The organism is Streptomyces sp. NBC_01803 (assembly GCF_035917415.1).
In the GTDB taxonomy this organism is placed as follows: Bacteria; Actinomycetota; Actinomycetes; order Streptomycetales; family Streptomycetaceae; genus Streptomyces.
Genome location: NZ_CP109073.1, coordinates 3,228,250 through 3,251,764, shown reverse-complemented (window position 1 = coordinate 3,251,764; position 23,515 = coordinate 3,228,250). Strand labels below are relative to the sequence as shown.

Sequence of the window (23,515 nt, the reverse complement as noted above, 5' to 3'; positions counted from 1 at the left end):
CGCTCACAGGCATGCGGCAGATGCCACGGCTGCTCCGGGCGATGGAGGCCATCGGCGGCGACATCGCGCCGGAGGCCGTGCTGGAGCGGATCGTGCGGACCGCCGCCGAGCTGGCCAGAGCCCGTTACGCCGCGCTCGCCGTGCTCAACGAGGACGGCGACGGCGTCGGCCGACTCGTCAGGGAGGGGCGCGACCCCGTGCCGGACGGCGACGGCCCGCTGATCCGCATGCTGCTCGACGGCACCCGGCATGGCCCCCCGGGACAGACCGCCGGCACCCTCCTGGTGCCGGTCCCGGTGCACGGCGTCCGGTTCGGCGTCCTCCAGGTGACCGCCAGGACCGACGGCACCGGCACGGGCACGGGCGCCGACGGGGATTTCACCGACGAGGACCGCCAGATGCTGCGCATCCTCGCCACCGAGGCGGGCATCGCCATCGGCAACGCCCGCCTGCACGAGGCCGTCCGCCAGCAGGCCCGCTGGATGGACGGCAGCCTGGAGCTGTCCACCGCGCTGCTCTCCGCCGACGAGGACAACACCCTCGCCGTGGTCGCCGAGCAGGCCCGACGGCTCGCCGAGGCCGTCACCAGCACCGTCCTCGAACCCGCCCCCGGCGGCGACCTCGAAGTCGTCGCCGCCTCCTCGGTCCCCGCCGCCGAGGCCGCCCGACTGCTGGGCAGCACCGTCCCCGCCGACAGCCCCGCCGCCCGCCGGGTGCTGGACGGCGAGCCGGTCTTCGTCGACGATCCGGCCGCCGACCCCCGGCTCGTCACCGGGCTCGCCCAGGGGCAGGGCCCGAGCATGCTGCTGCCGCTGGCCGCCGACGGCACCCCGCTCGGCGCCCTCTCCCTCGCCCGCCCGCCGGGCGCCGCGCCCTACACGGTGCCCGAGCGCGCCCTGGCCACCCAGTTCGCCCAACAGGCCGCGCTCGCCCTCGTCGTCGGCCGGGCCCGGCGCGACCGCGAGCAGCTCGCCGTCCTGGAGGACCGCGACCGCATCGCCCGAGACCTGCACGACCTCGTCATCCAGCGGCTGTTCGCGGTCGGCATGACCCTGGAGAGCGCCCGCCGCGCCGACCCCCCGGACGACGTGCGCGACCGCATCGACACCGCGACGCGCGAGCTCGACGCGACCATCCAGGAGATCCGCACCGCGATCTTCGCCCTCCAGCAGCAGCCCGACGAGGCGCCCACGTCGCTGCGCACCCGCGTCCTGCGGGAGACCGGGACCGCCGCCCAGACCCTCGGCTTCAGCCCGTCCGTGTCCTTCACCGGCCCGGTGGACGCGCTGATCGGCGAGGGCGTCGCCCGCGACCTGGTCGCCGCGCTGCGCGAGGCCCTCTCCAACGCCGCCCGGCACGCCCGCGCCTCCCGCGTCGAGGTGACGGTCGACGCGGCGTCCGGGGACGCGGTGCGGCTGACCGTCACGGACGACGGCGTCGGCGTCCCGGCCGACCGGGCCCGCCGCAGCGGTCTGCGCAACCTCGCCCGGCGCGCCGAGGCGCTCGGCGGCTCGGCCGACATCGGCCCCGGACCCGGCGGCACGGGGACCCGGGTGACCTGGCAAGTGCCCCGGTGACGGGGTACGGTCCGGGCATGGCGGGACGCACAGTGATCATCAGTGGCGGCGGCACCGGCATCGGCCTCGCGACGGCACGGGCCTTCGCGCGGGACGGCGACACGTCCGTTCTCATCGGCCGCCGCGCCGAAGTGGTCGAACGGGCCGCCGCGAGCGTGGGGAACGCCGTCGCCCTCCCGGCCGACCTCACGGACCCGGCCGAGGCCGCGCGCGTGGCCCGGTTCGTCGCGGAACGCTTCGGCACGGTCGACGTCCTCGTGCACAGCGCGGGCGGCAGCGGCCTCCTCGAACCCCGCCCGGACGACGCCGACGACGCCGACGACACCGGCGACCCGCTCGCCGCCGCCGCCCACCACTGGACGGTCGCCTTCCGGATCAACACCCTCACCGCCGTCCTCCTCACCGAGGCGCTCCGCGACCGCCTCGCCTCCCCCGGCGGCCGGGTGCTCTTCCTCAGCTCGATCGCCGCCTACCGGGGCTCCGGCTCGGGCGCCTACGCGGCGAGCAAGGCCGCCCTGCACCCCTACGCCTTCGACCTCGCCCGCGCCCTCGGCCCCCGTGGCGTCACCGTCAACGTGGTGGCACCCGGCTATATCGAGGAGACCGAGTTCTTCGGCCCGGCCATGCCCCCCGAACGCCGCGAGGCCCGCGTCGCCGAAACCCTCAACGCCCGCGCCGGCACCCCCGGCGACGTGGCCGAGACCCTCCGCTGGCTGGCCTCCCACGCCGCGAGCCACATCACCTCCCAGACCATCCAGGTCAACGGGGGCGCGGAACGCGGCCACTGAGCCGGTCCCCGCGCCCGCAGCGTCCCGGCGGCACCCCCGCGTCGGCGACCGCCGTGCCGAGCACCGCCTCACCCGTCGCCACCCGCCCCAGCGCCCGCGCCGGCCCCACGGCGTCGGCCGGGTCCGCGCCCGCCACCCGTGTCACCAGCACCTGGCCGCTCGCCGCCTACTACCGGTCGGCCAACAGCGCGTACCCGGCCCCGCCGACCATGCCCAGCAGCAGGGCACAGCGCCGACGGCCGCCACCACACCAGCCCCCTCACCGGCACACCCCCTCATAGACGGCCATCAGCCGGTCCGCCGCCCGGTCGATGTCGTACCGGCGCACCGCCTCCGGCACCGGCAGCCGCCGCACGCCCAGCGCCAACTCGGCCCGCAGCGCATCCGCCAGCTCCGCCGCCCCCGCCCCCACCCGCCGCGCGCCCGGCGCCTCGCGGCGCGGCAGCTCGTCGACGGCCGGACACGTGACGTGCAGCACCGGCAGTCCGGCGGCCAGCGCCTCCAGCACGGCGAGCCCGAACGTCTCCTCCGCCGACGCCGAGACGAACAGGTCGAACGCCGACAGCAGCCCGGGAACGTCCGGGCAGCCGCCGGTCAGAACCAGCCGCCGAGTGAGCCCGAGCCGCCCGGCCAGCCCGCCCAGCGCGGCCCGTTCCGGACCCGCACCGGCCAGCACCAGCCACACGTTCTCCGGCAGCCGGGCCACGGCCCGCACCACCACGTCGAACCGCTTGTCCGGCACCAGCCGCCCCACCCCGCCCACCACCACGGCGTCGGCGGGCACCCCGAGCCGGGCCCGGACGGCGGCGCGCGCGAGGGGGTCGTAGCGGTAACGGGCCGACTCGATCCCGTTCGGCACCAGATGGATACGCCGGTCCGGCACGCCCCACGCGCGCAGCCGCCCCGCCACGGTCGCGGAGACGGCCACGGTCGCCGCGCCCAGCCGTTCCGTCGCCAGATACAGCGCCCGCGTGCCCGGCGTCAGCGGGCGTCCCTCCATGCGGTGCGCGCCGAGCGAGTGCTCGGTCGCCACCACGGCCCGCACCCCGGCCATGCGGGCGGCGACACGGCCGTAGACGCAGGCCCGGTACAGGTGGGTGTGGACGACGTCGTACCGCCCGTCGCGGATCAGCCGCGCCAGCCGGGGGAGCGCGCCCACATCGCGGTTGCCCGCCATGGCGAGGTGCGCGACCCGCACCCCGTCGGCCCGCAGTTCGCGGGCGACGGAGCCGGGATGGGTGAGGGTGACCACATCGCAGGCGAGCGGCAGCCGTCGCAGCAGCGCCCGCAACTGCCGCTCCGCGCCGCCGAGTCCGAGTCCGAGTCCAGTGATGACGTGCAGCGCTTTTCTCATGACGCCTCGTTCGACCAGGCCGACTCGGCGGGGGCGGGCAGCGGCGGCAGCGGGCGGCGGCGCCTGGGGTGCAGCAGCCGCTTCAGCCGCAGCCGCGCCGCGTTGTCCCGCTCGCCGACGTGGACGCGCGGCAGCGCGAACTGCCCGGTCAGCCGGCCGGGGTCGACCGCGCAGGCGTAGGCGTAGCCCGCCGCCCGCACGGCGTCGATCGCCCGCTGGTCCACCGCGCCGTACGGGTAGCAGAAGCCCCGCACCGGCCCGCCGGTGATCTCCGCCAGCAGTTCACGGCTGCGCGCGATCTCCCGCTCCAGCGCGTCCGCGTCGAGTCCGGGCAGCGACTGATGCAGCAGCCCGTGCGAGCCGATCTCCATCCCGGCCGCCGCGACGGCCCGGATGCCGTCGGCGTTCAGCAGCCGCTTGCGCGGGCCCTCCGTGTCCCAGGCGTTGCTGCCGTGCAGCCGGCCGGGCAGACAGAACACGGTGGCCGTGCAGCCGTGTCCGCGCAGCAGCGGGACGGCCGTGTCGAGGAAGTCGCGGTAGCCGTCGTCGAAGGTCAGCCCGACCATGCGACCCGCGCGCCCGGCGGCCCTGGCCCGCAGCAGCTCGCCCACGGACACACCGCGCAGCCGGTTGCGGCGCAGCCACGCGAGCTGCCGGTGCAGCCGGTCGGGCGTGACGGTGATCCGGTTGGGGTCGGGGGTGGTGTAGGAGACGGAGTGGTACATCAGCAGCCACATCGGGCTGAGGCCGGGTCCGGCGGCGGGGTCAGCGGCAACGCGCATGGTCGAGCCTTTCCTTGAGGGCGGACAGGGCTGGCAGGCCGCGGAGGGCCGACGCGGCCGACGGGGCCGACGCGGCCGACGTGAGCGGCGACGCCTCCGGCACCCGCAGCGCCACGGCGCACGCGGCGAAGACGGCGGGGACGAGCAGGCAGCCGAGGCGAGGGCGGGCAGGGGAGCGGCCGGCGCGCCCACCGGGAGCTGGACGAGCGCCATCAGCGCCCCGCCGCGCGCGACCCCGGCCGCCGCCGCCCGGATGCCGCACGAGTCGTGCCGGTCATGCCTTCCGTGCTCATGGCCTGCTGAGCTCCCTCGCCTCGGGCGCCGGTTCGCCCGGCTCCCCGTCCACCAGACGCCGGTAGAGCCGGGCGTACGCGGCGGCGGTACGCCGCACGTCGTGGGAGCCCCTGGTGTGCTGCGCGGCCTGCCGACCCAGCGCCCGGCGGCGGGCGGGCTCGGCCAGCAGCGCGGTCAGGGCGTGGGCGAGGGCGGCCGGGTCGCCGGGCGGCACGAGGCAGTACGGGGCCTGCCCCGGCGGCAGGCTCTCGCGGGCGCCGCCGACGTCCGTGAGCACCACCGGGCGGCCGACGGCCATCGCCTCCAGGGGAGCCAGGGCCATCGCCTCCCAGCGGGACGGCAGGACCACGACGTCGGCGGCGGCGTACCAGGGCCGGATCTCGTCGGTGTGCCCGGCGAAGAGGACCCCGGGCCCGGCGGCGGAGCGCAGCGCCGCGCGGTCGGGTCCGTCGCCGACAAGGGCGAGCCGGGCGCCGGGGACCCGGGCGGCGACGGAGGGCCAGGCGCGCAGCAGCACGTCCTGTCCCTTCTGCGGGCAGAGCCGGCCCGCGCAGACGACGAGCGGAGCCCGTTGCGGCAGGGCGTGCACAGTGGCGAGCGCGGCGCGCGCCTGGCGGCGGGCGACGCCGTCCGCGACGGGGAACCGTTCGAGATCAACGCCGTTGGCGATCACCTCCCACCGGGCGTCCAGGCCCGCCGCGCGCCCGCGCAGCCGTTCCGCTTCGCTGACGCACAGCACACGGTCGGCCCACTGTGTGGCGAACCTCTCCCAGCGCAGCGCGAGTTGGGCAACGGGACCGTTCGCGGCCTCGAACGACCAGGCGTGCGGCTGAAATACGGTGGGCAGCCGCCCGCGCAGCGCGAGCCGCCCGGCGAGCCCGGCCTTGGCACTGTGCAGGTGCACCACGTCGGGCCGGTCGCGGCGCGCGATCCGGGCCGCGCACGCGATCTCCCACGGCAGGTTCGGCCCGGCCCCGCGTTCCGCGAGCCACAGCCGGACGCGCGCCCCGGCGGCGGCGGCCGATTTCCCCAGCCCGCCGCCCGGCGGGCACGCCACGACGGCGCGCATTCCCCCGCCGGTCTGTGCCCGCACCAGATCGGTGACGACCTGAGCGACGCCTCCATCGACCGGCTGGACGAGGTGCAATACGGTCAGCACGCCTGGTCCTCGCGTGCGTCACCGCAGGTCAGACGGTGCATGACTCACCCTCCAGGCGGACTTTCCGACAGGCGGGAAAACCATGACAGAAATCAAATGGGAAATCACGCATAACCGCGCACACCAGGCACAAAAATGCATTCTGTGATTTACATATAAGCGGTATACAAGGGGAGGGAGACTCACCACTACCCGGCGACAACAGAAAGACCCCTGATCAACAGGGGTCTTCTCTGGTGCGCGAGGGGGGAGTTGAACCCCCACGCCCTTTCGGGCACTGGAACCTGAATCCAGCGCGTCTGCCTATTCCGCCACCCGCGCATGGGTGTCGCCGAAGACCTGGCCCGCCGGACTGTCCTGTCCGGGCGGAGGGCCACCGACACCAAAAGGCTAACACGCCCCGAAGCGTGCCCTCGCCCGCGTATCGCGGGCCCCCCCGCACGCTCCCCCCCATCCCCTCCGCATTCCCTCCGCACATGCGCGACACTGTTCCAAGCTCCCCCCTACGATCCGGGGGAAGACGGGTACCCGGAGGGGAACCACCTGATCGTCTCGGGCGTGGATACGATCAGTAAGCCCTACCACTTCAGCCGCGCCCGGACATCGGAGAAGGAGGTGCACATGGGAGTACTGAAGCGCTTCGAGCAGCGGCTGGAGGGCCTCGTCAACGGCACCTTCGCCAAAGTCTTCAAGTCCGAGGTCCAGCCGGTGGAGATCGCCGGCGCGCTCCAGCGCGAGTGTGACAACAACGCGACGATCTGGAACCGCGAACGCACCGTCGTGCCCAACGACTTCATCGTCGAGCTCAGCGCAGGCGACTTCCAGCGGCTCTCCCCCTACGCCGGCCAGCTCGGGGACGAGCTCGCCGGCATGGTCAAGGAGTACGCGAAGCAGCAGCGGTACACCTTCATGGGAGAGATCCAGGTCCACCTGGAGAAGTCGGACGCCCTCGACACCGGCCTGTACCGGGTGCGCAGCCGCACCCTGGCCGCCTCCTCCTCCGCGGCCCCGCCGCCGCACGGCGCCCCGCCCCCGCAGGGACCGCCGCCGACGGTCGCGCCGGGGTACCCCGGCCGCCCGCCGTCCCCGCCGCCCGCGCCGCCGGGCGCCGGATACGCGCCGCCGCCGGGTCCAGCGCCCGGACCACCGCGCGCACAGCAGCCGCCCGCCGCCCCCTTCGGGCACCCGGGCCACAGCCGCGTCCGGCGCTGGATCGAGATCAACGGCACCCGCCACCAGATCTCCCGCACCAGCCTCGTCATCGGCCGCAGCACCGAGGCCGACGTGCGCATCGACGACCCCGGAGTCTCCCGCCGGCACTGCGAGATCCAGGCCACCGACCCGGCCACCATCCGGGACCTGGGCTCCACCAACGGCATCGTGGTGGACGGACAGCACACCAAACGCGCTACGCTCCGCGACGGCTCACGCGTCGTCGTGGGCAGCACCACAGTCATCTACCGGCAAGCCGAAGGGTAAGCGGGGGCAATGTCAGAGCTGACCCTGACGGTCATGAGGCTGGGCTTTCTGGCCGTCCTGTGGCTGTTCGTCATCGTGGCCGTCCAGGTGATCCGCAGCGACCTGTTCGGCACCCGGGTCACCCAGCGCGCCGTCGCCCGCCGCCCCGAGGCCGCGCCCCAGCCGCAGCGCCGCCCGCAACAGCCGCCCCAGCGCGGCCGGCAGCGCCGCGGCGGCCCCACCAAGCTGGTGATCACCGAGGGTTCCCTCGCCGGAACCACTGTCGCCCTCCAGGGCCAGACCATTACGCTCGGCCGGGCACACGACTCGACCATCGTGCTGGACGACGACTACGCCTCAGGGCGGCACGCGAGGATCTACCCCGACCGTGACGGCCAGTGGATCGTCGAGGACCTCGGGTCCACGAACGGCACCTACCTCGACCGGGGCCGCCTGACCACCCCGGTCCCCATCCCGCCCGGCACGCCGATCCGTATCGGCAAAACCGTCATCGAGCTGCGGAAGTAGGGCCGACCACAATGACGACCGGAGGGTGGGAAAGGCGCGCATGAGCCTGTCACTGAGATTCGCCGCCGGATCCCACACCGGCATGATCCGCGACCACAACGAGGACTCGGGCTACGCCGGCCCCCGCCTCCTCGCCATCGCGGACGGCATGGGCGGCCAGGCCGCGGGCGAAGTCGCCAGCTCCGAGGTCATCTCCACCCTCGTCCAGCTCGACGACGACATCCCCGGCTCCGACATCCTCACCTCGCTCGACGTCTCCGTGCAGCGCGCCAACGACCAGCTCCGTTCCATGGTCGCCGAGGACCCACGCCTGGACGGCATGGGCACCACCCTCACCGCCCTGCTGTGGACCGGCCAGCGCCTCGGCCTCGTCCACGTCGGCGACTCCCGTGCCTACCTGCTGCGCGGCGGCGAGCTGCTCCAGATCACCCAGGACCACACCTGGGTGCAGCGGCTGGTCGACGAGGGCCGGATCACCGAGGAAGAGGCCACCACCCACCCCCAGCGCTCCCTGCTGATGCGGGCCCTCGGCAGCGCCGACCACATCGAGGCCGATCTCTCCATCCGCGAGGTCCGGCCCGGCGACCGGTATCTGCTGTGCTCCGACGGTCTCTCCGGCGTCGTCAGCGCCGAGACCCTCCGGGACGCCCTCAGCACGTTCGCACCCCCCCAGGACACCGTCCGCGAGCTGATCGAGCTCGCGCTGCGCGGCGGCGGCCCGGACAACATCACGTGCATCGTCGCCGACGTCCTCGACGTCGACACCCAGGAGAGCGACACCCTCGCCCGCCAGCTCTACGACGCCCCGCAGATCGTCGGCGCGGTCGCCGAGGCCCAGGCCCAGAGCGCCGGCGACATCCCGCAGACCCCCGCCTCCCGCGCCGCCGAGCTCGGCCGCCCCCCGGCCACGCCCCCCGGCGCCCCCGCGTCCGGCGTGGCCGGACCGCCCACCGGCGCCTTCGGCGCGTTCACCGACGCGGACTACCTGCCCGCGCGCCCCGGCCGCCGCGCGCTGAAGAGCACCGCTCTCATCGCGCTCGCGCTCATCGTCGTCGGCGGCGGCCTCTACGCCGGATACCGCTGGACCCAGGGCCAGTACTACATCGGGGCCAACGGCGACCACGTCGCGCTCTACCAGGGCGTCAGCCAGGACCTCGGCCCCCTCAGCCTCAGCAGCGTCGAGAAGGACCACCCGGAGATCCAGCTCGACCACCTGCCGGAGTTCCAGCGCAGCCGGGTCGAGGAGTCCATCTCGACCGGCAGTCTCGGCGAGGCCGAGACCCGCATCGCCGAGCTCGCCGCGCAGGCGGAGGCATGCCGGCTGCTCGCCGAGCAGGAGCGGGCCAACGAGCAGAACGAGCAGGGCGATCCGGGCGACGGCAAGGACGCGGCCAACCCGGACACCGACCCCCAGACCCCGTCCCTGTCCGAGCGCCAGCGCGAACTCGCCCGGGACTGCTGACCCTTAAGGCCAGAAGTCAATGAGCCAGACCAGCAACACCACAGTCTCCACCGGCGGCCTCCCCAGCCGCCGGAACACCGAGCTGGCGATGCTCGTCTTCGCCGTGCTCATCCCCGTCCTCGCCTACGCCAACGTCGGCCTGGCCAAGGAGGAGACGCTCCCCACCGGCATGCTCGGCTACGGACTCGGACTCGGTCTGCTCGCCGGCGTCGCCCACCTCGTCGTCCGCCGGTACGCGCCCTACGCCGACCCGCTGATGCTGCCCATCGCGACCCTGCTCAACGGCCTCGGCCTGGTCCTCATCTGGCGCCTGGACCAGGAGCCCACCATCACCACGGACGCCCTGGGCGGCCCGCTGGCCCCCGACCAGCTCGTCTGGTCCACCGTCGGTGTCGCGCTCTTCCTCGCGGTGCTGATCTTCCTCAAGGACCACCGCATCCTCCAGCGCTACACCTACATCTCCATGGTGGTCGCGCTGATCCTGCTGGCCTCGCCGATCTTCGTCGGCAAGGAGGTCAACGGCGCCCGCATCTGGATCACCATCCCCGGCGTCGGCTCCCTCCAGCCCGGCGAGTTCGCCAAGATCATCATCGCGGTCTTCTTCGCCGGCTACCTGATGGTCAAGCGCGACGCCCTCGCCCTGGCCAGCCGCCGCTTCATGGGCCTGTACCTGCCGCGCGGGCGCGACATGGGCCCGATCCTCGTCATCTGGGCGATCAGCCTGATGATCCTGGTCTTCGAGACCGACCTCGGCACCTCGCTGCTGTTCTTCGGGATCTTCGTGGTCATGCTCTATGTGGCCACCGAGCGCACCAGCTGGATCATCTTCGGCCTGCTGCTCTCCGCCAGCGGCGCGGTCTTCGTCGCCAACACCAACTCCCACGTCGGCGTCCGCGTCCACAACTGGCTCAACCCGCTGGAGAACGAGCCGCCCGACAGCGGCAACGTCACCGAGACCGCCCAGTCCATGTTCGCCTTCGGCTCCGGCGGCCTCTTCGGCTCGGGCCTCGGCCAGGGCTTCTCCCGGCTCATCCAGGGCATCGGCGCCAAGAGCGACTACATCCTCGCCACCGTCGGCGAGGAGCTGGGCCTGACCGGCCTGATGGCCGTGATCCTGCTGTACGCGCTGCTCATCGAGCGCGGCATGCGCACCGCCCTCGCCGCCCGCGACCCGTTCGGCAAGCTCCTGGCGGTCGGGCTCTCCGGGATCTTCGCCATCCAGGTCTTCGTCGTCGCCGGCGGCGTCACCGGCCTGATCCCGCTGACCGGCATGACCATGCCGTTCCTCGCCCAGGGCGGCTCCTCCGTCATCGCGAACTGGGCCCTCGTCGCCCTCCTGCTGCGGATCAGCGACACCGCTCGCCGACCCGCCCCGGCGCCGGCGCCCTCCCTCGACGCAGAACAGACTCAGGTGGTCCGGACAACATGAACAAACCGATGCGACGGGTGGCCGTCTTCTGCGGCCTGCTCATCCTGGCCCTGCTGGTCCGGGTCAACTGGGTGCAGTTCGTCCAGGCCGACGACCTCCAAAACCACGAGGACAACCGCCGGGTCGCCATCGAGCGGTACGCCCACCCCCGCGGCAACATCATCGTGGACGGCGAGCCCATCACCGGCTCCGTCGAGACCGACGACACCGACTTCACGTACAAGCGGACCTGGACCGACGGCGAGATGTGGGCCCCCGTCACCGGCTACGCCTCCCAGCGGTACGGCACGACGCTCCTCGAAGGCGTCAACGACTCGATCCTCACCGGCGACGACGACCGGCTGTTCTTCAACCGCACCATCGACATGCTCACCGGCGAGGACCAGCGCGGCGGGAACGTGGTGACCACCCTCGACGCGGACGCCCAGCGCGCCGCCTTCGAGGGCCTGGGCGACAACAAGGGCGCCGTCGTCGCGATAGACCCGCGCACCGGCGAGATCCTCGCCCTGGTATCCACCCCGTCCTACGACCCGTCCACCTTCGCGGGCAACAGCACGGACGACGACGAGGCATGGGCCGCCCTCCAGCCGGACAACAACCCCGACGACCCCATGCTCAACCGGGCGCTGCGCGAGACCTACCCCCCGGGCTCCACGTTCAAGATCGTCACCGCCGCCGCCGCCCTGGAGAACGGCCTGGTGGACGACGTCAACGAGGAGACCGAGTACGAGGACCCGTACATCCTGCCGGACACCGCCGACGTCGAGCTGCCCAACCAGATCCCCAACGTCTGCGAGGACGCCTCCATCCGCGAGGCCATCCGCTGGTCCTGCAACAGCGTCTTCGCCGGCCTCAGCAACGACCTCGGCAACGAGACGATGATCGAGGCGGCCGAGAGCTTCGGCTACAACGAGGAGCCGTTCATCCCCGTCCGCGCCACCGCCAGCTCCTACCCGGAGGACAACCGGCCGCAGAACGCCCAGGCCGGTATCGGCCAGGCGTCCAACCGGGCGACTCCGCTCCAGATGGCCATGGTCGCCGCCGCCGTCGCCAACAACGGCTCGCTCATGCGGCCCTACATGGTGGACCAGCTCGTCGCCCCGAACCTCAACGTGGTCGAGCAGCACGAGCCGGACGAGATGAGCCGCCCGATGTCCTCGGACACCGCGCGGCAGCTCCAGGACGCGATGGAATACATGGTCGAGGAGAGCTCCATCGACACCGGCTCCGTCGAGGGCGCCACCATCGGGGGCAAGACCGGCACCGCCCAGCACGGCGAGAACAACGAGGAGCTGCCCTACGCCTGGTTCATCTCGTACGCCATGACCGACGAGGGCTCGCCGGTCGCCGTGGCCGTCGTCGTCGAGGACGGCTCCGACGAGCGCGACCAGATCTCCGGCAGCGGCCTCGCCGCCCCGATCGCCATCGACGTCATCGAGGCGGTCCTGGAGGGCGAGAACGCGGGGTGACCCCGGCCACGTGACCGGTGTGGCGCAACGGATCACGCCGAACACACGTCATACACAGGACCGGCCGTTCCCGACCGGTCCCGGTACCTGGCGATACCGAATGGATATCGGCCGACAACCGCCGTCCGGTGGGTCCGCTCCCGCCGGGTACCGTAAGCCAGGGCCTGGTCCCCTGGCCCGAGGGCCGACCAGGGGGTAGGGCCCGGGACCAAACGGAGAGGGCTGGAAACATGGAAGAGCCGCGTCGCCTCGGCGGGCGGTACGAACTGGGTCAGGTGCTCGGCCGTGGCGGCATGGCCGAGGTCTACCTGGCTCACGACACCCGTCTGGGCCGCACCGTCGCCGTCAAGACGCTCCGTGCCGACCTCGCTCGCGATCCCACGTTCCAGGCCCGCTTCCGCCGCGAGGCGCAGTCCGCGGCCTCGCTGAACCACCCCGCGATCGTCGCCGTCTACGACACCGGCGAGGACTACGTCGACGGCATCTCCATCCCGTACATCGTGATGGAGTACGTCGACGGCTCGACCCTCCGCGAGCTGCTCCACTCCGGCCGCAAGCTGCTCCCCGAGCGCACCCTGGAGATGTGCATCGGCATCCTCCAGGCCCTGGAGTACAGCCACCGCAACGGCATCGTCCACCGCGACATCAAGCCGGCCAACGTCATGCTCACCCGGACCGGTCAGGTCAAGGTGATGGACTTCGGCATCGCCCGCGCCATGGGCGACTCCGGCATGACGATGACCCAGACCGCGGCCGTGATCGGCACCGCGCAGTACCTCTCCCCCGAGCAGGCCAAGGGCGAGGCCGTCGACGCCCGCTCCGACCTGTACTCCACCGGCTGCCTGCTCTACGAGCTGCTGACCGTCCGGCCCCCGTTCATCGGTGACTCCCCGGTCGCGGTCGCCTACCAGCACGTCCGCGAGGAGCCCCAGCCCCCGAGCGTCTACGACCCGGAGATCACCCCCGACACCGACGCCATCGTGCTCAAGGCGCTGGTGAAGGACCCGGACTACCGGTACCAGTCGGCCGACGAGATGCGCGCCGACATCGAGGCGACCCTCGACGGCCGCCCGGTCAGCGCCGCCGCGGCGATGGGCGCGGTGCCCTACGGCTACGACGATCGGCCGACCACGGCCCTGCGCGCCACCGACCCGTCGACCCAGATGATGCCGCCCGCCACCGACCCCGACGGGTATGGCTACGACGACTACGGCGGCCGGGCCGACCGGCGCCAGCGCAACCGGAACACCTCGACCATCCTGCTGGTGCTGGCCGGCGTCCTCGTGCTGATCGGCGCGATCTTCATCGGCCGAGCGCTGTTCGCCAGCGACCCGCCGGAGGGCGACCTCACCGTGCCCGACGTCACGGGCCAGTCGCTGGAGGAGGCGCAGCGGGAGCTGGAGAACGCCGGATTCGAGTCGCGGGAGGGCGACAGCCGCCCGTGCGAGGCGGACGAGGACACGGTCTGCGCGACGGACCCGGCGGCCGGCCAGGAGATCGACCGCGGCTCCACGGTCACCATCATCATGTCCGAGGGCGCCGAGACCGTCGAGGTGCCCGACGTGACCGGGAAGGACTTCGAGGAGGCCGAGGCCGAGCTGGTGGACCTGGGCTTCGACGTCACCCGGGAGGACCAGGAGACGGACGCGGAGGAGCCCGGCACCGTCCTGGACCAGGACCCGGCGGCCGGCGACGAGGCCGAGACCGGCACCGAGATCACGCTGACCGTCGCCGCCGAGATCGAGGGCGTGGACGTGCCGGACGTGGTCGGGGACACCTTCGACGCCGCCAAGCAGGAGCTGGAGGCGGCCGGGTTCGTCGTCACCCGTCAGGACCAGATCGACGACTCGCGCGAGGAGAACACCGTGATCCGCCAGGATCCCCGCGCCGGCTCCCAGCTCGAACCGAGCGGCGTCGTCACGCTCTACGTCGCGATCCCCTCCAACACCGAGCCCCCGACGGAGGAGGTGCCGAACGTCGGCGGCCAGTCGCTGACCGACGCCAGGGCCGCGCTCCAGGCCGCCGGGTTCACCAACATCACCGTCCAGGGTCCCGACACCCCCACCGCCATGGTGATGTACACCACACCGAACGGCGGCGAGGAGGTCGACCCGGGCACCGCGATCACCGTCCACACCTACGACCCGGGCGCCACCGGCGGCGGCCAGGACGGCGGCGCCGACGGCGGCAATGGGGACGGCAACGGCAACGACGGCGGCGACATCGGTGACTTCTTCGGGGGAACGGGCGACTAGCCGTCCGTCACCCGCGCGTCAGCCGAGGGTTCCCTCCTCCGGCTCCGGCACCTCGGTGGCGGGGGAGGGCTCCATCAGCCAGTCCGGGTTGGTCTGGCCGCTCCACCACTTCCAGGCGACGAACGTGCCGCCCGCGACCAGGCCGAGCAGCGCGGTGCGCCGCACGAGGCGTCCGGTCCGCGCCCGCCGCCGGCCGCGCCGTACGGCCGCGCGCAGCTCGCGCGGGCTGATCTCGCCGCGCAGCGCCGACAGCGCCGCCTGCGAGCGGGCCGCCGCCTCGTCCTTGGCCGGGCCGGCCGCGGCCACCGCCTTCTCCACGCGCGGGGCGACCTGCGTCGCGTACTTGACGCGGGCTCGCAACGCCGCCTGACGGGCCTTCGGCCCCAGGTAGGACCCTGCCTGCTGGGCCGCCTGCACCGCGCTGTCCTTCGCCGTCACGGCGTACGGGGTGACCATGTCCGCGGCGTACCGCACCCCCGACTTTCCGTTGTGGCTCATGGATTGCTCCTCCTTGTGCTCCTTGGTGGCGTTTTCCCACTGCCTTGTCGTGTTGTCCACTCATGCGGAAATCATGCGCAAATCATGCCGGGTAGGCCGGGACCCGGCACGCGAAACGAGCATCCGGAGGGCTGGCGTGTCGCGCGCGCATGGCAGGATCGGGGACCGTCACTGACGTAGACGGAAGGTAGATCGTGGCTGAGCAGCTCTACGCCACCCTGAAGACCAACCGCGGCGACATCGAGGTCCGGCTCTTCCCGAACCACGCGCCCAAGACGGTCAAGAACTTTGTCGAGCTCGCCGAGGGCGCCCGCGAGTGGGTCAACCCGGCAACGGGCGTGAAGTCCACGGAGAAGCTGTACGACGGCACGGTCTTCCACCGGGTGATCAGCGGCTTCATGATCCAGGGCGGCGACCCGCTGGGCAACGGCACCGGCGGCCCCGGTTACAAGTTCGGGGACGAGATCCACCCCGACCTCGGCTTCACCCGCCCGTACCTGCTGGCGATGGCCAACGCCGGCCCCGGCACCAACGGGTCGCAGTTCTTCATCACGGTCGCGCCCACGGCCTGGCTGACCGGCAAGCACACCATCTTCGGTGAGGTCGCCACGCCCGCCGGCCAGCAGGTGGTGGACGCCATCGCCAACACCGCCACCGACGGCCGCACCGACCGTCCGGTGGAGGATGTGGTGATCGAGTCGGTCGTCATCGCCACCCGCGAGGGCTGACCCGTTCGGGAACCATTCCGGCCCCCTGTCCGTAGGATCAGGGGGCCGGAGGGCCTGAAGAGGCCCGTGGGGGTGGTTTCGGAAGGGACGTCATGGCCGAGCGATTCGGAAAGCCGCAGCCGCAGCACGGCCTGGCGCGCTGCTACCGGCATCCCGACCGGGAGACCGGTATCCGCTGCGCCCGCTGCGACCGGCCCATCTGTCCCTCCTGCATGATCTCCGCGCCGGTGGGCTATCAGTGCCCGGACTGCGTCCAGGGCGCCTCGGGAGTGGCCCGCGCCGCCCGGCCCCGGACCCTGGCCGGCGGCACCGTCGTGGACGATCCCCGGCTGATCACCAAGATCCTCCTCGGGCTCAACCTGGCCGTCTTCGCGGCCGTCCTGATCGCGGGCGACCGGCTGGTCACGGACCTCGGCATGCTGGGGTACGCGATCGACGCCCGCACGTTCGAGTGGATCGGCGTCGCGGACGGCCAGTGGTACCGGATGCTGACCGCGGCCTTCCTGCACGAGCAGATCTGGCACCTCGCGTTCAACATGCTGGGCCTGTGGTTCCTCGGCCCGCCCCTGGAGACGGCTCTCGGCCGCGTCCGCTATCTCGCGCTCTATCTCGTCTCGGCGCTCGCCGGCAGCACCCTGTCCTATCTGCTCGCCGAGCAGAACCAGCTCTCGCTGGGCGCCTCGGGCGCCATCTTCGGCCTCTTCGGCGCGACGGCGGTGCTGCTGCGCCGGCTGCGGGCCGACACGCGGCCCATCGCGATCCTGCTGGCGATCAACCTGGTGATCACCTTCACCTGGTCGAACATCGCCTGGCAGGCTCACATCGGCGGCCTGGTCGCGGGCGCCGCGATCGCCTACGGCATGGTCAACGCCCCGCGCGAGCGGCGGACCCTGGTGCAGGTCGGCACCTGTGTGCTGGTGCTCGTCGTGATCGCCGTCGCCTGTGTGATCAGGACCACTCAGCTCCTGAACGGCTGAAAGTTATCCACAGCTGTCCACAGCCGGTGTCGGTCCCTGTGCGGGGTGTGGATGACGGGCCCCTGACCTGCACCGACCCACGTTTCCGCAGGCGAACAGGGGTGCGGCGGCGATCAGCGCTCGGACGGGCGTTCCCGCGTTCACTCAGTTATCCACAGATCTTGTGATGTTCGGGCGAGCTGTGGATAACTCGCGGGGCCCCGCGAGGGGCCTCACTTCCACTGCGTGGAGACCACGAACCCCAGCGCGATGAACCCGAAGCCGACCACGATGTTCCAGTTCTCCAGGGACTCCACCGGGAGGTCGGCCTGGGTGATGTAGTAGACCACGATCCACGCCAGCCCGATCACGAACATCGCGAGCATCAGCGGCGCCACCCACCGGCGTCCGCCCATGTCGAGCTTCGTGGGCGTCCGCTTCTCGGGCGGGGCGAACGTGTCGGCCTTCTTCTTCCGGATCCTGGACTTCGGCACGAGGGGCTCTCCTGTCGATCGCGCTGCCTTGATCGCGCCGGTCAGCGCGGAGCTATGGGATCGTCCGTTAGCGTAGTGCTTCCCCGTCCGATAAAGGAGACCAGGGTCACGGTGAACGGCTCCCGACCGCGCCCGACGCCGATGCGGCTGGGCACCGTCGCCGTCTTCGCACTGGCCGGCCTCATATTCTGGCTCAGCTTCCACGTGGCCCAGGGCAACAACATCCGCACCGATGACTCCCTGCTGCAGATGTCCGACCTCGTCCGCGAGCGCGCCCGGGACAACACGGCCCTGGAGTCCGACACCGCCGCCCTGCGCGACGAGCTCGACGCCCTCGCCGCGGGCGACCGTCCGGCCGACCCCGCCGAACGCCGCCGCCTCGACCGGCTCGAACGGTCCGCCGGCCTCACCGGGCTCACCGGCCCCGGCCTCACCGTCACCCTCACCGACGCCCCGCCGGACGCCACCGCCCTGGTCCCCGACGTCCCCGAACCGTCCCCCAACGACCTCGTCATCCACCAGCAGGACCTCCAGGCCGTCGTCAACGCCCTGTGGGCCGGCGGCGCCGAGGGTGTCCGCGTCATGGACCAGCGGCTGATCTCCACCAGCGCGGTGCGCTGCGTCGGGAACACCCTGATCCTCCAGGGCCGCCTCTACTCGCCGCCCTACACCATCACCGCCGTCGGCGACCGCGAGCGCCTGCGCGCCGCCCTCGACGCCTCCCCCGAGATCCGCAACTACCGTCAGTACGTGGACGCCTACGGCCTCGGCTGGCGCGTCGAGGAGCACGCCGAGGCCACCCTCCCCGGCTATGAGGGCAGCGTCACGCTCCAGCACGCCCAGCCCACCGAATGAGCACACATCACTGCGTCCCCCTCGTCGTACGCTTGGAGCACGCGTCGTCACACACGCGGGACACCGAGGAGGGGAACGCGAAGCCATGTACGGGTGGATCTGGCGGCATCTGCCGGGCAACGTGCTGGTGCGCGCGCTGATTTCACTGCTGCTCGCGCTGGGCGCGGTGTATCTCCTCTTCGAGTACGTCTTCCCGTGGGCCGAGCCCCTGCTGCCGTTCAACGACGTGACCGTGGACGAGGGACAGGAGACCGGACAGTGACCCGCGCGCGCATCCTCGTCATCGACAACTACGACAGCTTCGTCTACAACCTGGTCCAGTACCTCTACCAGCTCGGCGCGGAGTGCGAGGTCGTGCGCAACGACACGGTCACCACGGACCGGGTGCGTGCGGGCGGCTTCGACGGCGTGCTGATCTCGCCCGGACCCGGTACCCCCGAGCAGGCCGGCGTGAGCATCGACATGGTCCGCCACTGCGCGGCCACCCGCACGCCCGTCTTCGGCGTCTGCCTCGGCATGCAAGCGATGGCGGTGGCCTACGGCGGCGTCGTCGGGCGCGCCCCCGAGCTGCTGCACGGCAAGACCTCCGACGTGCGCCACACCGGCTCCGGCGTCTTCGACGGGCTGCCCACGCCGCTGACCGTGACCCGGTACCACTCGCTGGCGGCCGAGGAGACCACGCTGCCGGCCGAGCTGGAGGTCACGGCCTGGGCCGGGGATGTCGTCATGGGCCTGCGCCACCGCGAGCTGCCGGTGGAGGGCGTGCAGTTCCACCCCGAGTCCGTGCTGACCCGGGGCGGCCACCGGATGCTGGCGAACTGGCTGACGGTCTGCGGCGACGCGGGCGCGGTCAGCCGCTCGCACGGACTCGCCCCCGTCGTGGGGCGCCCGGCGTGACCACCGGATGGGGGTCGGACGACGACGCCTACCAGGCAGCGATCGAGGCACTCCACGACCCCCTGAACGACCCGCTCCCCGGCCCCGCGGCCCCCGGCGACCCCGAGACGATCGGCCTGCGCCGCCCCGGCCCTTTCCCGGCCGCCGTGCCGCCGCCCGGCGGCACGGCGGGCGAGTCGCCGTTCGGCCACCAGGGCCACCAACCCGTCGGCCCGACCCCGGCCTTCCCCCCGCCGGCCGCCGTCCACCCCGGCGGCCGGGCGGCCCGCCGGCGGGCGGCGCGGGGGGCCGGTGACGGCTCCCCGGACGAGCGCCCGACCGAGACCACCGCGGCCCTCCCCACGCTCCCCGCCGACGGCGGCCGGGCGGCCCGCCGCCGGGCCGCGCAGGCCGGCGGCGGCGCCGCACCGGACGTCGTGCCGGAGGCACCCGAGGGGGGCGGCCGGGCCGCTCGCCGTCGGGCGGTGCGCGGCACCGGCGCGACACCCGCGCCGGCGTCCGCCGCCGCGTCCGCCGCCGCGCCGCCGGACGGCGGCGGGCGCGCCGCGCGCCGCAAGGCCGCGACGAAGGGCCCCGCACCGGCCGCGCGGGCCGCCGACGACGAGCCCCTCAGCGGCGGGCGGGCCGCCCGCCGCAAGGCGGCGAAGGCGGCGGCCAAGGCCGCCCGGCAGACCGGCACCGCGATCAGCAATGTGATCGGCGAGCTGTTCATCACGACCGGTGTGCTCCTGCTCCTCTTCGTCGTCTACCAGCTCTGGTGGACCAACGTCGAGGCCAGGGCCCACGCCAACGGCCAGGCGGACCGCCTCCAGGACCAGTGGGAGGACGCCGGGCCCGAGGGCGAGGACCGCGACCCGGGCACGTTCTCCCCCGGCGAGGGCTTCGCGATCCTCTACCTCCCCACCCTCGACGTGCGCGTCCCCATCGCGGAGACCGTCGACTCCGAGGAGGTCCTCGACAACGGCATGGTGGGGCACTACACGGAGGAGGACCGGCTCCCCACGGCCATGCCATGGGACGAGGAGGGCAACTTCGGCCTGGCCGGCCACCGCAACACCCACGGCGAGCCGTTCCGGTACGTCAACCGACTGGAGCCCGGCGACCCGATCGTCGTGGAGACCCAGGACGCCTTCTACACCTACGAGATGACCAACCGGCTCGACTCCACCTCGCCGTCCAACACCGCCGTCCTCGACCCCGTCCCGGATCAGGGCGGGTTCACCGAACCAGGCCGCTATATCACCCTCACCACTTGCACGCCGGAGTTCACCTCCACGTACCGCATGATCGTGTGGGGCCAGATGATTGAAGAGCGTCCGCGTAGCGAAGGGAAGCCGGATGCCCTCGTCGACTGAGCAGGACACCCCGGCGGACAAGTCCGCGCCAGCCCCCTCCCGGCGCCGCCCGAGCCCGGCGCGCCGCCGCATCGCCACCGCCGTCAGCGTCTTCGGTGAACTCCTCATAACCGGCGGCATCGTGCTCGGCCTCTTCGTCGTCTACTCGCTGTGGTGGACCAACGTCGTCGCCAACCAGGAGGCCAAGCGCGACAGTCACACGGTCCGCGAGCACTGGGAGGCGGCCCCCGACGACGACGGCGACGACACCACGCCCCCGCCCAGCTACGACCCCGAGGACGGCATCGGCTTCCTGCACGTGCCGACGATGACGGGCGCCGACATCCTGGTGAAGCAGGGCACCGGACTCGACGTGCTGAACGGCGGCGTCGCCGGGTACTACGAGGATCCGGTCGAGTCGGCGATGCCATGGGACGAAGAAGGGAACTTCTCGCTCGCCGCCCACCGGGACGGCCACGGCGCCAAGTTCCACGACATCCACCAGATCGGCGAGGGCGACCCGATCATCTTCGAGACGGAGAACACCTGGTACATCTACCAGGTCTCCGCGATCCTCCCCGAGACCTCGAAGTACAACACCGGCGTCCTCGCCCCCGTCCCCGAGGAGTCGGGCGCGACCGAGGCCGGCCACTACATCACGCTGACGACCTGCACCCCGGTCTACACCTCGCGCCACCGCTACGTGGTCTGGGGCGAGTTGGTCCGCACGGAGGACGTGGACGAGCAGCGGACCCCACCCGAGGAGCTCCGGGCGGCGGCGGACTGATCCGCCGCCCGCGGCGGGTGGGAGGGGTGGAGCCTAGGAGAGTCGAACTCCTGACATCCGCCATGCAAAGACGGCGCTCTACCAACTGAGCTAAGGCCCCGCGGCCCTTGGGAGGGCCGAAGCCAAGGTTACCCAATCTTCTCGCCGGATTCCGACCGGGTATCGCCCCGGACACTGGTCCCTCCGTAGGATGACGCGCAACTTCGCTCACGTGAAGCGATCAGGGGAGAACAGGGGAGAGACGATGGACGCAGCACAACAGGAGTCCACCGAAAAGGCGAGAGAGCAGCAGACGACCTGGTACGGAGAGCCGCTGGGGATGCTCTTCCGGCGCCTCATCGCCGATCTGGGGCTCAACCAGGCACGGCTCGCGGTCGTTCTGGGGCTGTCTGCGCCGATGTTGTCGCAGCTCATGAGCGGTCAGCGCGCCAAGATCGGCAATCCGGCCGTCGTCCAGCGGGTGCGTTCCCTCCAGGACCTCGCCGGCGAGGTCAGGGCCGGGCGGATCAGCGCGGCGGAGGCGACCGCCGCCATGGACGAGATCCGCCGCACGTCCGGGGGGAACGTGCTGAGCCCGAGCTCCACCGCCACCAGGTCCGGCTCCATCGGCGTCCCGGCCAACCCCACCAAGCGCGTGGTCCGGGAGATCCAGGCGCTGCTGCGCTCGGTCTCCGACGCCACCGAGATCCAGAGCGCGTCGCGGCTACTGGCCGACAGCCACCCCGAACTCGCCGAGTTCCTGCGCGTGTACGGCGTCGCCCGCACCCGCGAGGCAGTCGAGCACTACGAGAACCACCAGGGCTGAAGGGCATGGCGGCGCGGTGCACGACGAGGGCGTCGTGCACCGCTCGTGTTCGCAAACGCACACCTACAGACGTATACAAAAAGGGCGGGGCGTCACAGAGTGACAGCCCCGCGTCGTATGCGGAGGGATCGCCCGAGTCAGCTGCCCGCGGGACCACTCGGCACGGAGTCGGTCGCCTCCGTCCACAGGTCCTGCTCAGCCTTGCTCGACACCAGCTGCTGGTAAACGAAAAGGCCGCCGACCGCCACCAGAGAGAACAGCAGAAGCTTCTTCACCGCGCTACCTCGTCCTTCTTCAACGTGCATCAACGTGATCGTCACAACGTGATCAGGCCATCTGGCGCCCGATGATACCCAACGGCTCCGGCACCCGGCCCCGACACAAACAGCTCGGTCCGACCGAAGATCTTCAGCCGGACCGAGTCTCAAGTGTGGGGCTAACAGGACTTGAACCTGTGGCCTCATCCTTATCAGGTCAATCCGGTCCCCGTTCTGCCCCTCAGTGACCATGTGCTTCCGATGAGCGCGATACGGCCCGACTCCCCTGGGTCTCTCTGTCCGTCATCCGGCGTTCCCCGATGTTGATGTCAGACAGCGATGTCAGGTGATGTCAGGTGTTGTCGCCTGGCATCACCGCTGGTCGGCACCCACGTGACAACCACCACAGCGTCGGCCCGCACGGCCCTGGAACGCGTCACACCGGCTGGGCGATGGTGGACCAGACGCTGTCGAACCACGCCTGCGCCTGCTTCACATACTGAGAGCCCGGCGACGCCCCATCGGCATCTGTCGAGTGATGAAAAAGCGGCACATCGTTGCCCGCTACATCGAAGAAGGTCTTCGGTTCGTCGGCAGTCATCGTCCGCTGATGGAACGGGTAGAAACCGAAGAAGGCTTCCGTTCCGTTGATGACGCAGAGCCGGAAGAGCGCCGACGCTGGGAAAAAACGAGCCTCGACGTGCGCCGACTGGACCAGGCCGAGTTCGGCAAGCGACTCAACGGAATACTTAATTCCGCTGGCGATGGTGGCCGCAGTATCCCCTGCCCGCCGCCGCAGCTCTGGGTCATCGCGTAAGCCGTCCACCAGCAGCGGCACGCCCCTGGGCTGGGAGCTGTCCGGCAGCAGAAGCCGGACGGCGATGGACTGCGGGGTGAGCCGACCCGAGCGGACTTTGTCCAGTGGGATCTGGATGGCGTCGCGCAGACTCCCGCCGGACAGGCCGATGAAGTCGATGGTCACCTGCGGCTTCTCGAAGGCCGCTTCAAGGTGTGGGCCGAGTCCCTCCGGCCGCTGAGCCCGCTGCCGGGCGAACGTCCCACTGCCCTTGCGCGTCACGACCAGTCCCTCGTCACGGAGTAGGTCGAGTGCCTTGGTAACTGTCGCTTTGGCCACGCCGTACCGCTTCACCAGCTCGGGACCTGACGGAAGCCGGTCTCCCGGCGCGTACTTCCCGGTGAGGATGTCTGCCCGCAACGCGCTGCTGATCTGCTGAAACGCAGGCCGCAAGTCGTCTGGGTCAAGGCTCATGCGCACATGGTAGGCGCCTGTCCAACACCCCCGGGAAGTCGTCCCGCCCGCCCCTCCCAGGCTGGTGACGCCCGGATCG

Annotated in this window: 23 protein-coding genes and 2 tRNA genes; 16 read left to right on the top strand and 9 right to left on the bottom strand. The window is 72.0% G+C overall.

Annotated elements, in window-relative coordinates; genetic code table 11:
• The first annotated feature begins 11 nt into the window (after positions 1–11).
• Both OIE51_RS14630 and OIE51_RS14625 read left to right on the top strand, forming a co-directional pair.
• Entirely contained in the window at positions 12–1,577 is a 1,566-nt protein-coding gene (locus OIE51_RS14630; protein ID WP_326598109.1) for a GAF domain-containing sensor histidine kinase, read from the top strand.
• 17 nt (positions 1,578–1,594) lie between these two features.
• Positions 1,595–2,365 (top strand): SDR family NAD(P)-dependent oxidoreductase, encoded by a 771-nt coding sequence (locus OIE51_RS14625; protein WP_326598108.1) that lies wholly within the window; start codon positions 1,595–1,597, stop codon positions 2,363–2,365.
• A 259-nt stretch (positions 2,366–2,624) separates the two neighbouring features.
• Here the strand turns inward: OIE51_RS14625 and OIE51_RS14620 are convergent, their stop codons facing one another.
• The 4 genes from OIE51_RS14620 to OIE51_RS14605 all read right to left on the bottom strand — a co-directional run bounded on the left by OIE51_RS14620 (position 2,625) and on the right by OIE51_RS14605 (position 6,275).
• Positions 2,625–3,719: a glycosyltransferase gene (locus OIE51_RS14620; RefSeq protein WP_326598107.1), complete on the bottom strand. Its 1,095-nt coding sequence runs from the start codon at positions 3,717–3,719 to the stop codon at positions 2,625–2,627.
• Complete coding sequence (locus tag OIE51_RS14615; RefSeq protein ID WP_326598106.1) at positions 3,716–4,501, bottom strand: polysaccharide deacetylase family protein; 786 nt, start codon at positions 4,499–4,501, stop codon at positions 3,716–3,718. Before OIE51_RS14615 ends, OIE51_RS14620 begins: the two co-directional genes overlap by 4 nt.
• Positions 4,502–4,790: 289 nt before the next feature.
• Positions 4,791–5,954: a glycosyltransferase gene (locus OIE51_RS14610; RefSeq protein WP_326598105.1), complete on the bottom strand. Its 1,164-nt coding sequence runs from the start codon at positions 5,952–5,954 to the stop codon at positions 4,791–4,793.
• 234 nt (positions 5,955–6,188) lie between these two features.
• A tRNA-Leu gene (locus OIE51_RS14605) sits at positions 6,189–6,275 on the bottom strand.
• Between the two features lie 300 nt (positions 6,276–6,575).
• Here OIE51_RS14605 and OIE51_RS14600 point away from each other — a divergent pair.
• The 6 genes from OIE51_RS14600 (at position 6,576) to pknB (ending at position 14,555) form a co-directional block, all read left to right on the top strand.
• The gene (locus tag OIE51_RS14600) at positions 6,576–7,433 is read left to right on the top strand and encodes a DUF3662 and FHA domain-containing protein (protein WP_326598104.1); all 858 of its coding nucleotides are present in this window, start codon (positions 6,576–6,578) and stop codon (positions 7,431–7,433) included.
• A 9-nt stretch (positions 7,434–7,442) separates the two neighbouring features.
• Positions 7,443–7,940, top strand: coding sequence for an FHA domain-containing protein FhaB/FipA (locus tag OIE51_RS14595; protein ID WP_326598103.1), 498 nt, complete (start codon positions 7,443–7,445; stop codon positions 7,938–7,940).
• Positions 7,941–7,980: 40 nt separating this feature from the next.
• Complete coding sequence (locus OIE51_RS14590; protein WP_326598102.1) at positions 7,981–9,402, top strand: PP2C family protein-serine/threonine phosphatase; 1,422 nt, start codon at positions 7,981–7,983, stop codon at positions 9,400–9,402.
• A 19-nt stretch (positions 9,403–9,421) separates the two neighbouring features.
• Complete coding sequence (locus tag OIE51_RS14585) at positions 9,422–10,831, top strand: FtsW/RodA/SpoVE family cell cycle protein (RefSeq protein WP_326598101.1); 1,410 nt, start codon at positions 9,422–9,424, stop codon at positions 10,829–10,831.
• A complete protein-coding gene (locus tag OIE51_RS14580; protein ID WP_326598100.1) occupies positions 10,828–12,300 on the top strand; it encodes a penicillin-binding transpeptidase domain-containing protein in 1,473 nt (490 codons plus the stop codon). Before OIE51_RS14585 ends, OIE51_RS14580 begins: the two co-directional genes overlap by 4 nt.
• 230 nt (positions 12,301–12,530) lie before the next feature.
• Positions 12,531–14,555 carry a Stk1 family PASTA domain-containing Ser/Thr kinase gene (gene pknB / locus OIE51_RS14575; RefSeq protein ID WP_326598099.1) on the top strand — a complete coding sequence of 675 codons (2,025 nt, stop codon included), beginning with the start codon at positions 12,531–12,533 and terminating at the stop codon, positions 14,553–14,555.
• Positions 14,556–14,573: 18 nt separating this feature from the next.
• Here pknB and OIE51_RS14570 read toward each other — a convergent pair whose 3' ends face one another.
• Positions 14,574–15,053, bottom strand: coding sequence for a DUF5324 family protein (locus tag OIE51_RS14570; protein ID WP_326598098.1), 480 nt, complete (start codon positions 15,051–15,053; stop codon positions 14,574–14,576).
• A gap of 194 nt (positions 15,054–15,247) precedes the next feature.
• Between OIE51_RS14570 and OIE51_RS14565 the strand changes: the two genes are divergently transcribed.
• Together OIE51_RS14565 and OIE51_RS14560 are read left to right on the top strand one after the other, a co-directional pair.
• The gene (locus tag OIE51_RS14565; RefSeq protein ID WP_326598097.1) at positions 15,248–15,781 is read left to right on the top strand and encodes a peptidylprolyl isomerase; all 534 of its coding nucleotides are present in this window, start codon (positions 15,248–15,250) and stop codon (positions 15,779–15,781) included.
• 92 nt (positions 15,782–15,873) lie between these two features.
• On the top strand, positions 15,874–16,758 hold the full coding sequence (locus OIE51_RS14560) for a rhomboid family intramembrane serine protease (protein WP_326598096.1): 885 nt from the start codon (positions 15,874–15,876) through the stop codon (positions 16,756–16,758).
• Positions 16,759–16,970: 212 nt separating this feature from the next.
• On the opposite strand, the gene crgA is transcribed toward OIE51_RS14560, so the two are convergent.
• Positions 16,971–17,231, bottom strand: coding sequence for a cell division protein CrgA (gene crgA, locus OIE51_RS14555; protein WP_326598095.1), 261 nt, complete (start codon positions 17,229–17,231; stop codon positions 16,971–16,973).
• Positions 17,232–17,372: 141 nt separating this feature from the next.
• Between crgA and OIE51_RS14550 the strand changes: the two genes are divergently transcribed.
• The 5 genes from OIE51_RS14550 (at position 17,373) to OIE51_RS14530 (ending at position 21,104) form a co-directional block, all read left to right on the top strand.
• The gene (locus OIE51_RS14550; protein ID WP_326600637.1) at positions 17,373–18,086 is read left to right on the top strand and encodes a DUF881 domain-containing protein; all 714 of its coding nucleotides are present in this window, start codon (positions 17,373–17,375) and stop codon (positions 18,084–18,086) included.
• An 85-nt stretch (positions 18,087–18,171) separates the two neighbouring features.
• Entirely contained in the window at positions 18,172–18,348 is a 177-nt protein-coding gene (locus tag OIE51_RS14545; RefSeq protein WP_199827734.1) for a hypothetical protein, read from the top strand.
• On the top strand, positions 18,345–18,983 hold the full coding sequence (locus OIE51_RS14540) for an aminodeoxychorismate/anthranilate synthase component II (RefSeq protein WP_326598094.1): 639 nt from the start codon (positions 18,345–18,347) through the stop codon (positions 18,981–18,983). Before OIE51_RS14545 ends, OIE51_RS14540 begins: the two co-directional genes overlap by 4 nt.
• Positions 18,980–20,338, top strand: a complete 1,359-nt coding sequence (locus OIE51_RS14535) for a class E sortase (protein ID WP_326598093.1) — start codon at positions 18,980–18,982, stop codon at positions 20,336–20,338. The genes OIE51_RS14540 and OIE51_RS14535 overlap by 4 nt, the downstream gene beginning before the upstream one ends.
• Positions 20,322–21,104, top strand: a complete 783-nt coding sequence (locus tag OIE51_RS14530) for a class E sortase (protein ID WP_326598092.1) — start codon at positions 20,322–20,324, stop codon at positions 21,102–21,104. The genes OIE51_RS14535 and OIE51_RS14530 overlap by 17 nt, the downstream gene beginning before the upstream one ends.
• A gap of 27 nt (positions 21,105–21,131) precedes the next feature.
• On the opposite strand, the gene OIE51_RS14525 is transcribed toward OIE51_RS14530, so the two are convergent.
• Positions 21,132–21,204: transfer RNA gene (locus OIE51_RS14525), tRNA-Ala, on the bottom strand.
• A 144-nt stretch (positions 21,205–21,348) separates the two neighbouring features.
• Between OIE51_RS14525 and OIE51_RS14520 the strand changes: the two genes are divergently transcribed.
• The gene (locus tag OIE51_RS14520; protein ID WP_326598091.1) at positions 21,349–21,909 is read left to right on the top strand and encodes a DNA-binding protein; all 561 of its coding nucleotides are present in this window, start codon (positions 21,349–21,351) and stop codon (positions 21,907–21,909) included.
• Between the two features lie 137 nt (positions 21,910–22,046).
• Here OIE51_RS14520 and OIE51_RS14515 read toward each other — a convergent pair whose 3' ends face one another.
• Both OIE51_RS14515 and OIE51_RS14510 read right to left on the bottom strand, forming a co-directional pair.
• The gene (locus OIE51_RS14515) at positions 22,047–22,184 is read right to left on the bottom strand and encodes a DLW-39 family protein (RefSeq protein WP_326600636.1); all 138 of its coding nucleotides are present in this window, start codon (positions 22,182–22,184) and stop codon (positions 22,047–22,049) included.
• A 418-nt stretch (positions 22,185–22,602) separates the two neighbouring features.
• A complete protein-coding gene (locus tag OIE51_RS14510; protein ID WP_326598090.1) occupies positions 22,603–23,436 on the bottom strand; it encodes a GntR family transcriptional regulator in 834 nt (277 codons plus the stop codon).
• Positions 23,437–23,515: the final 79 nt, after the last annotated feature.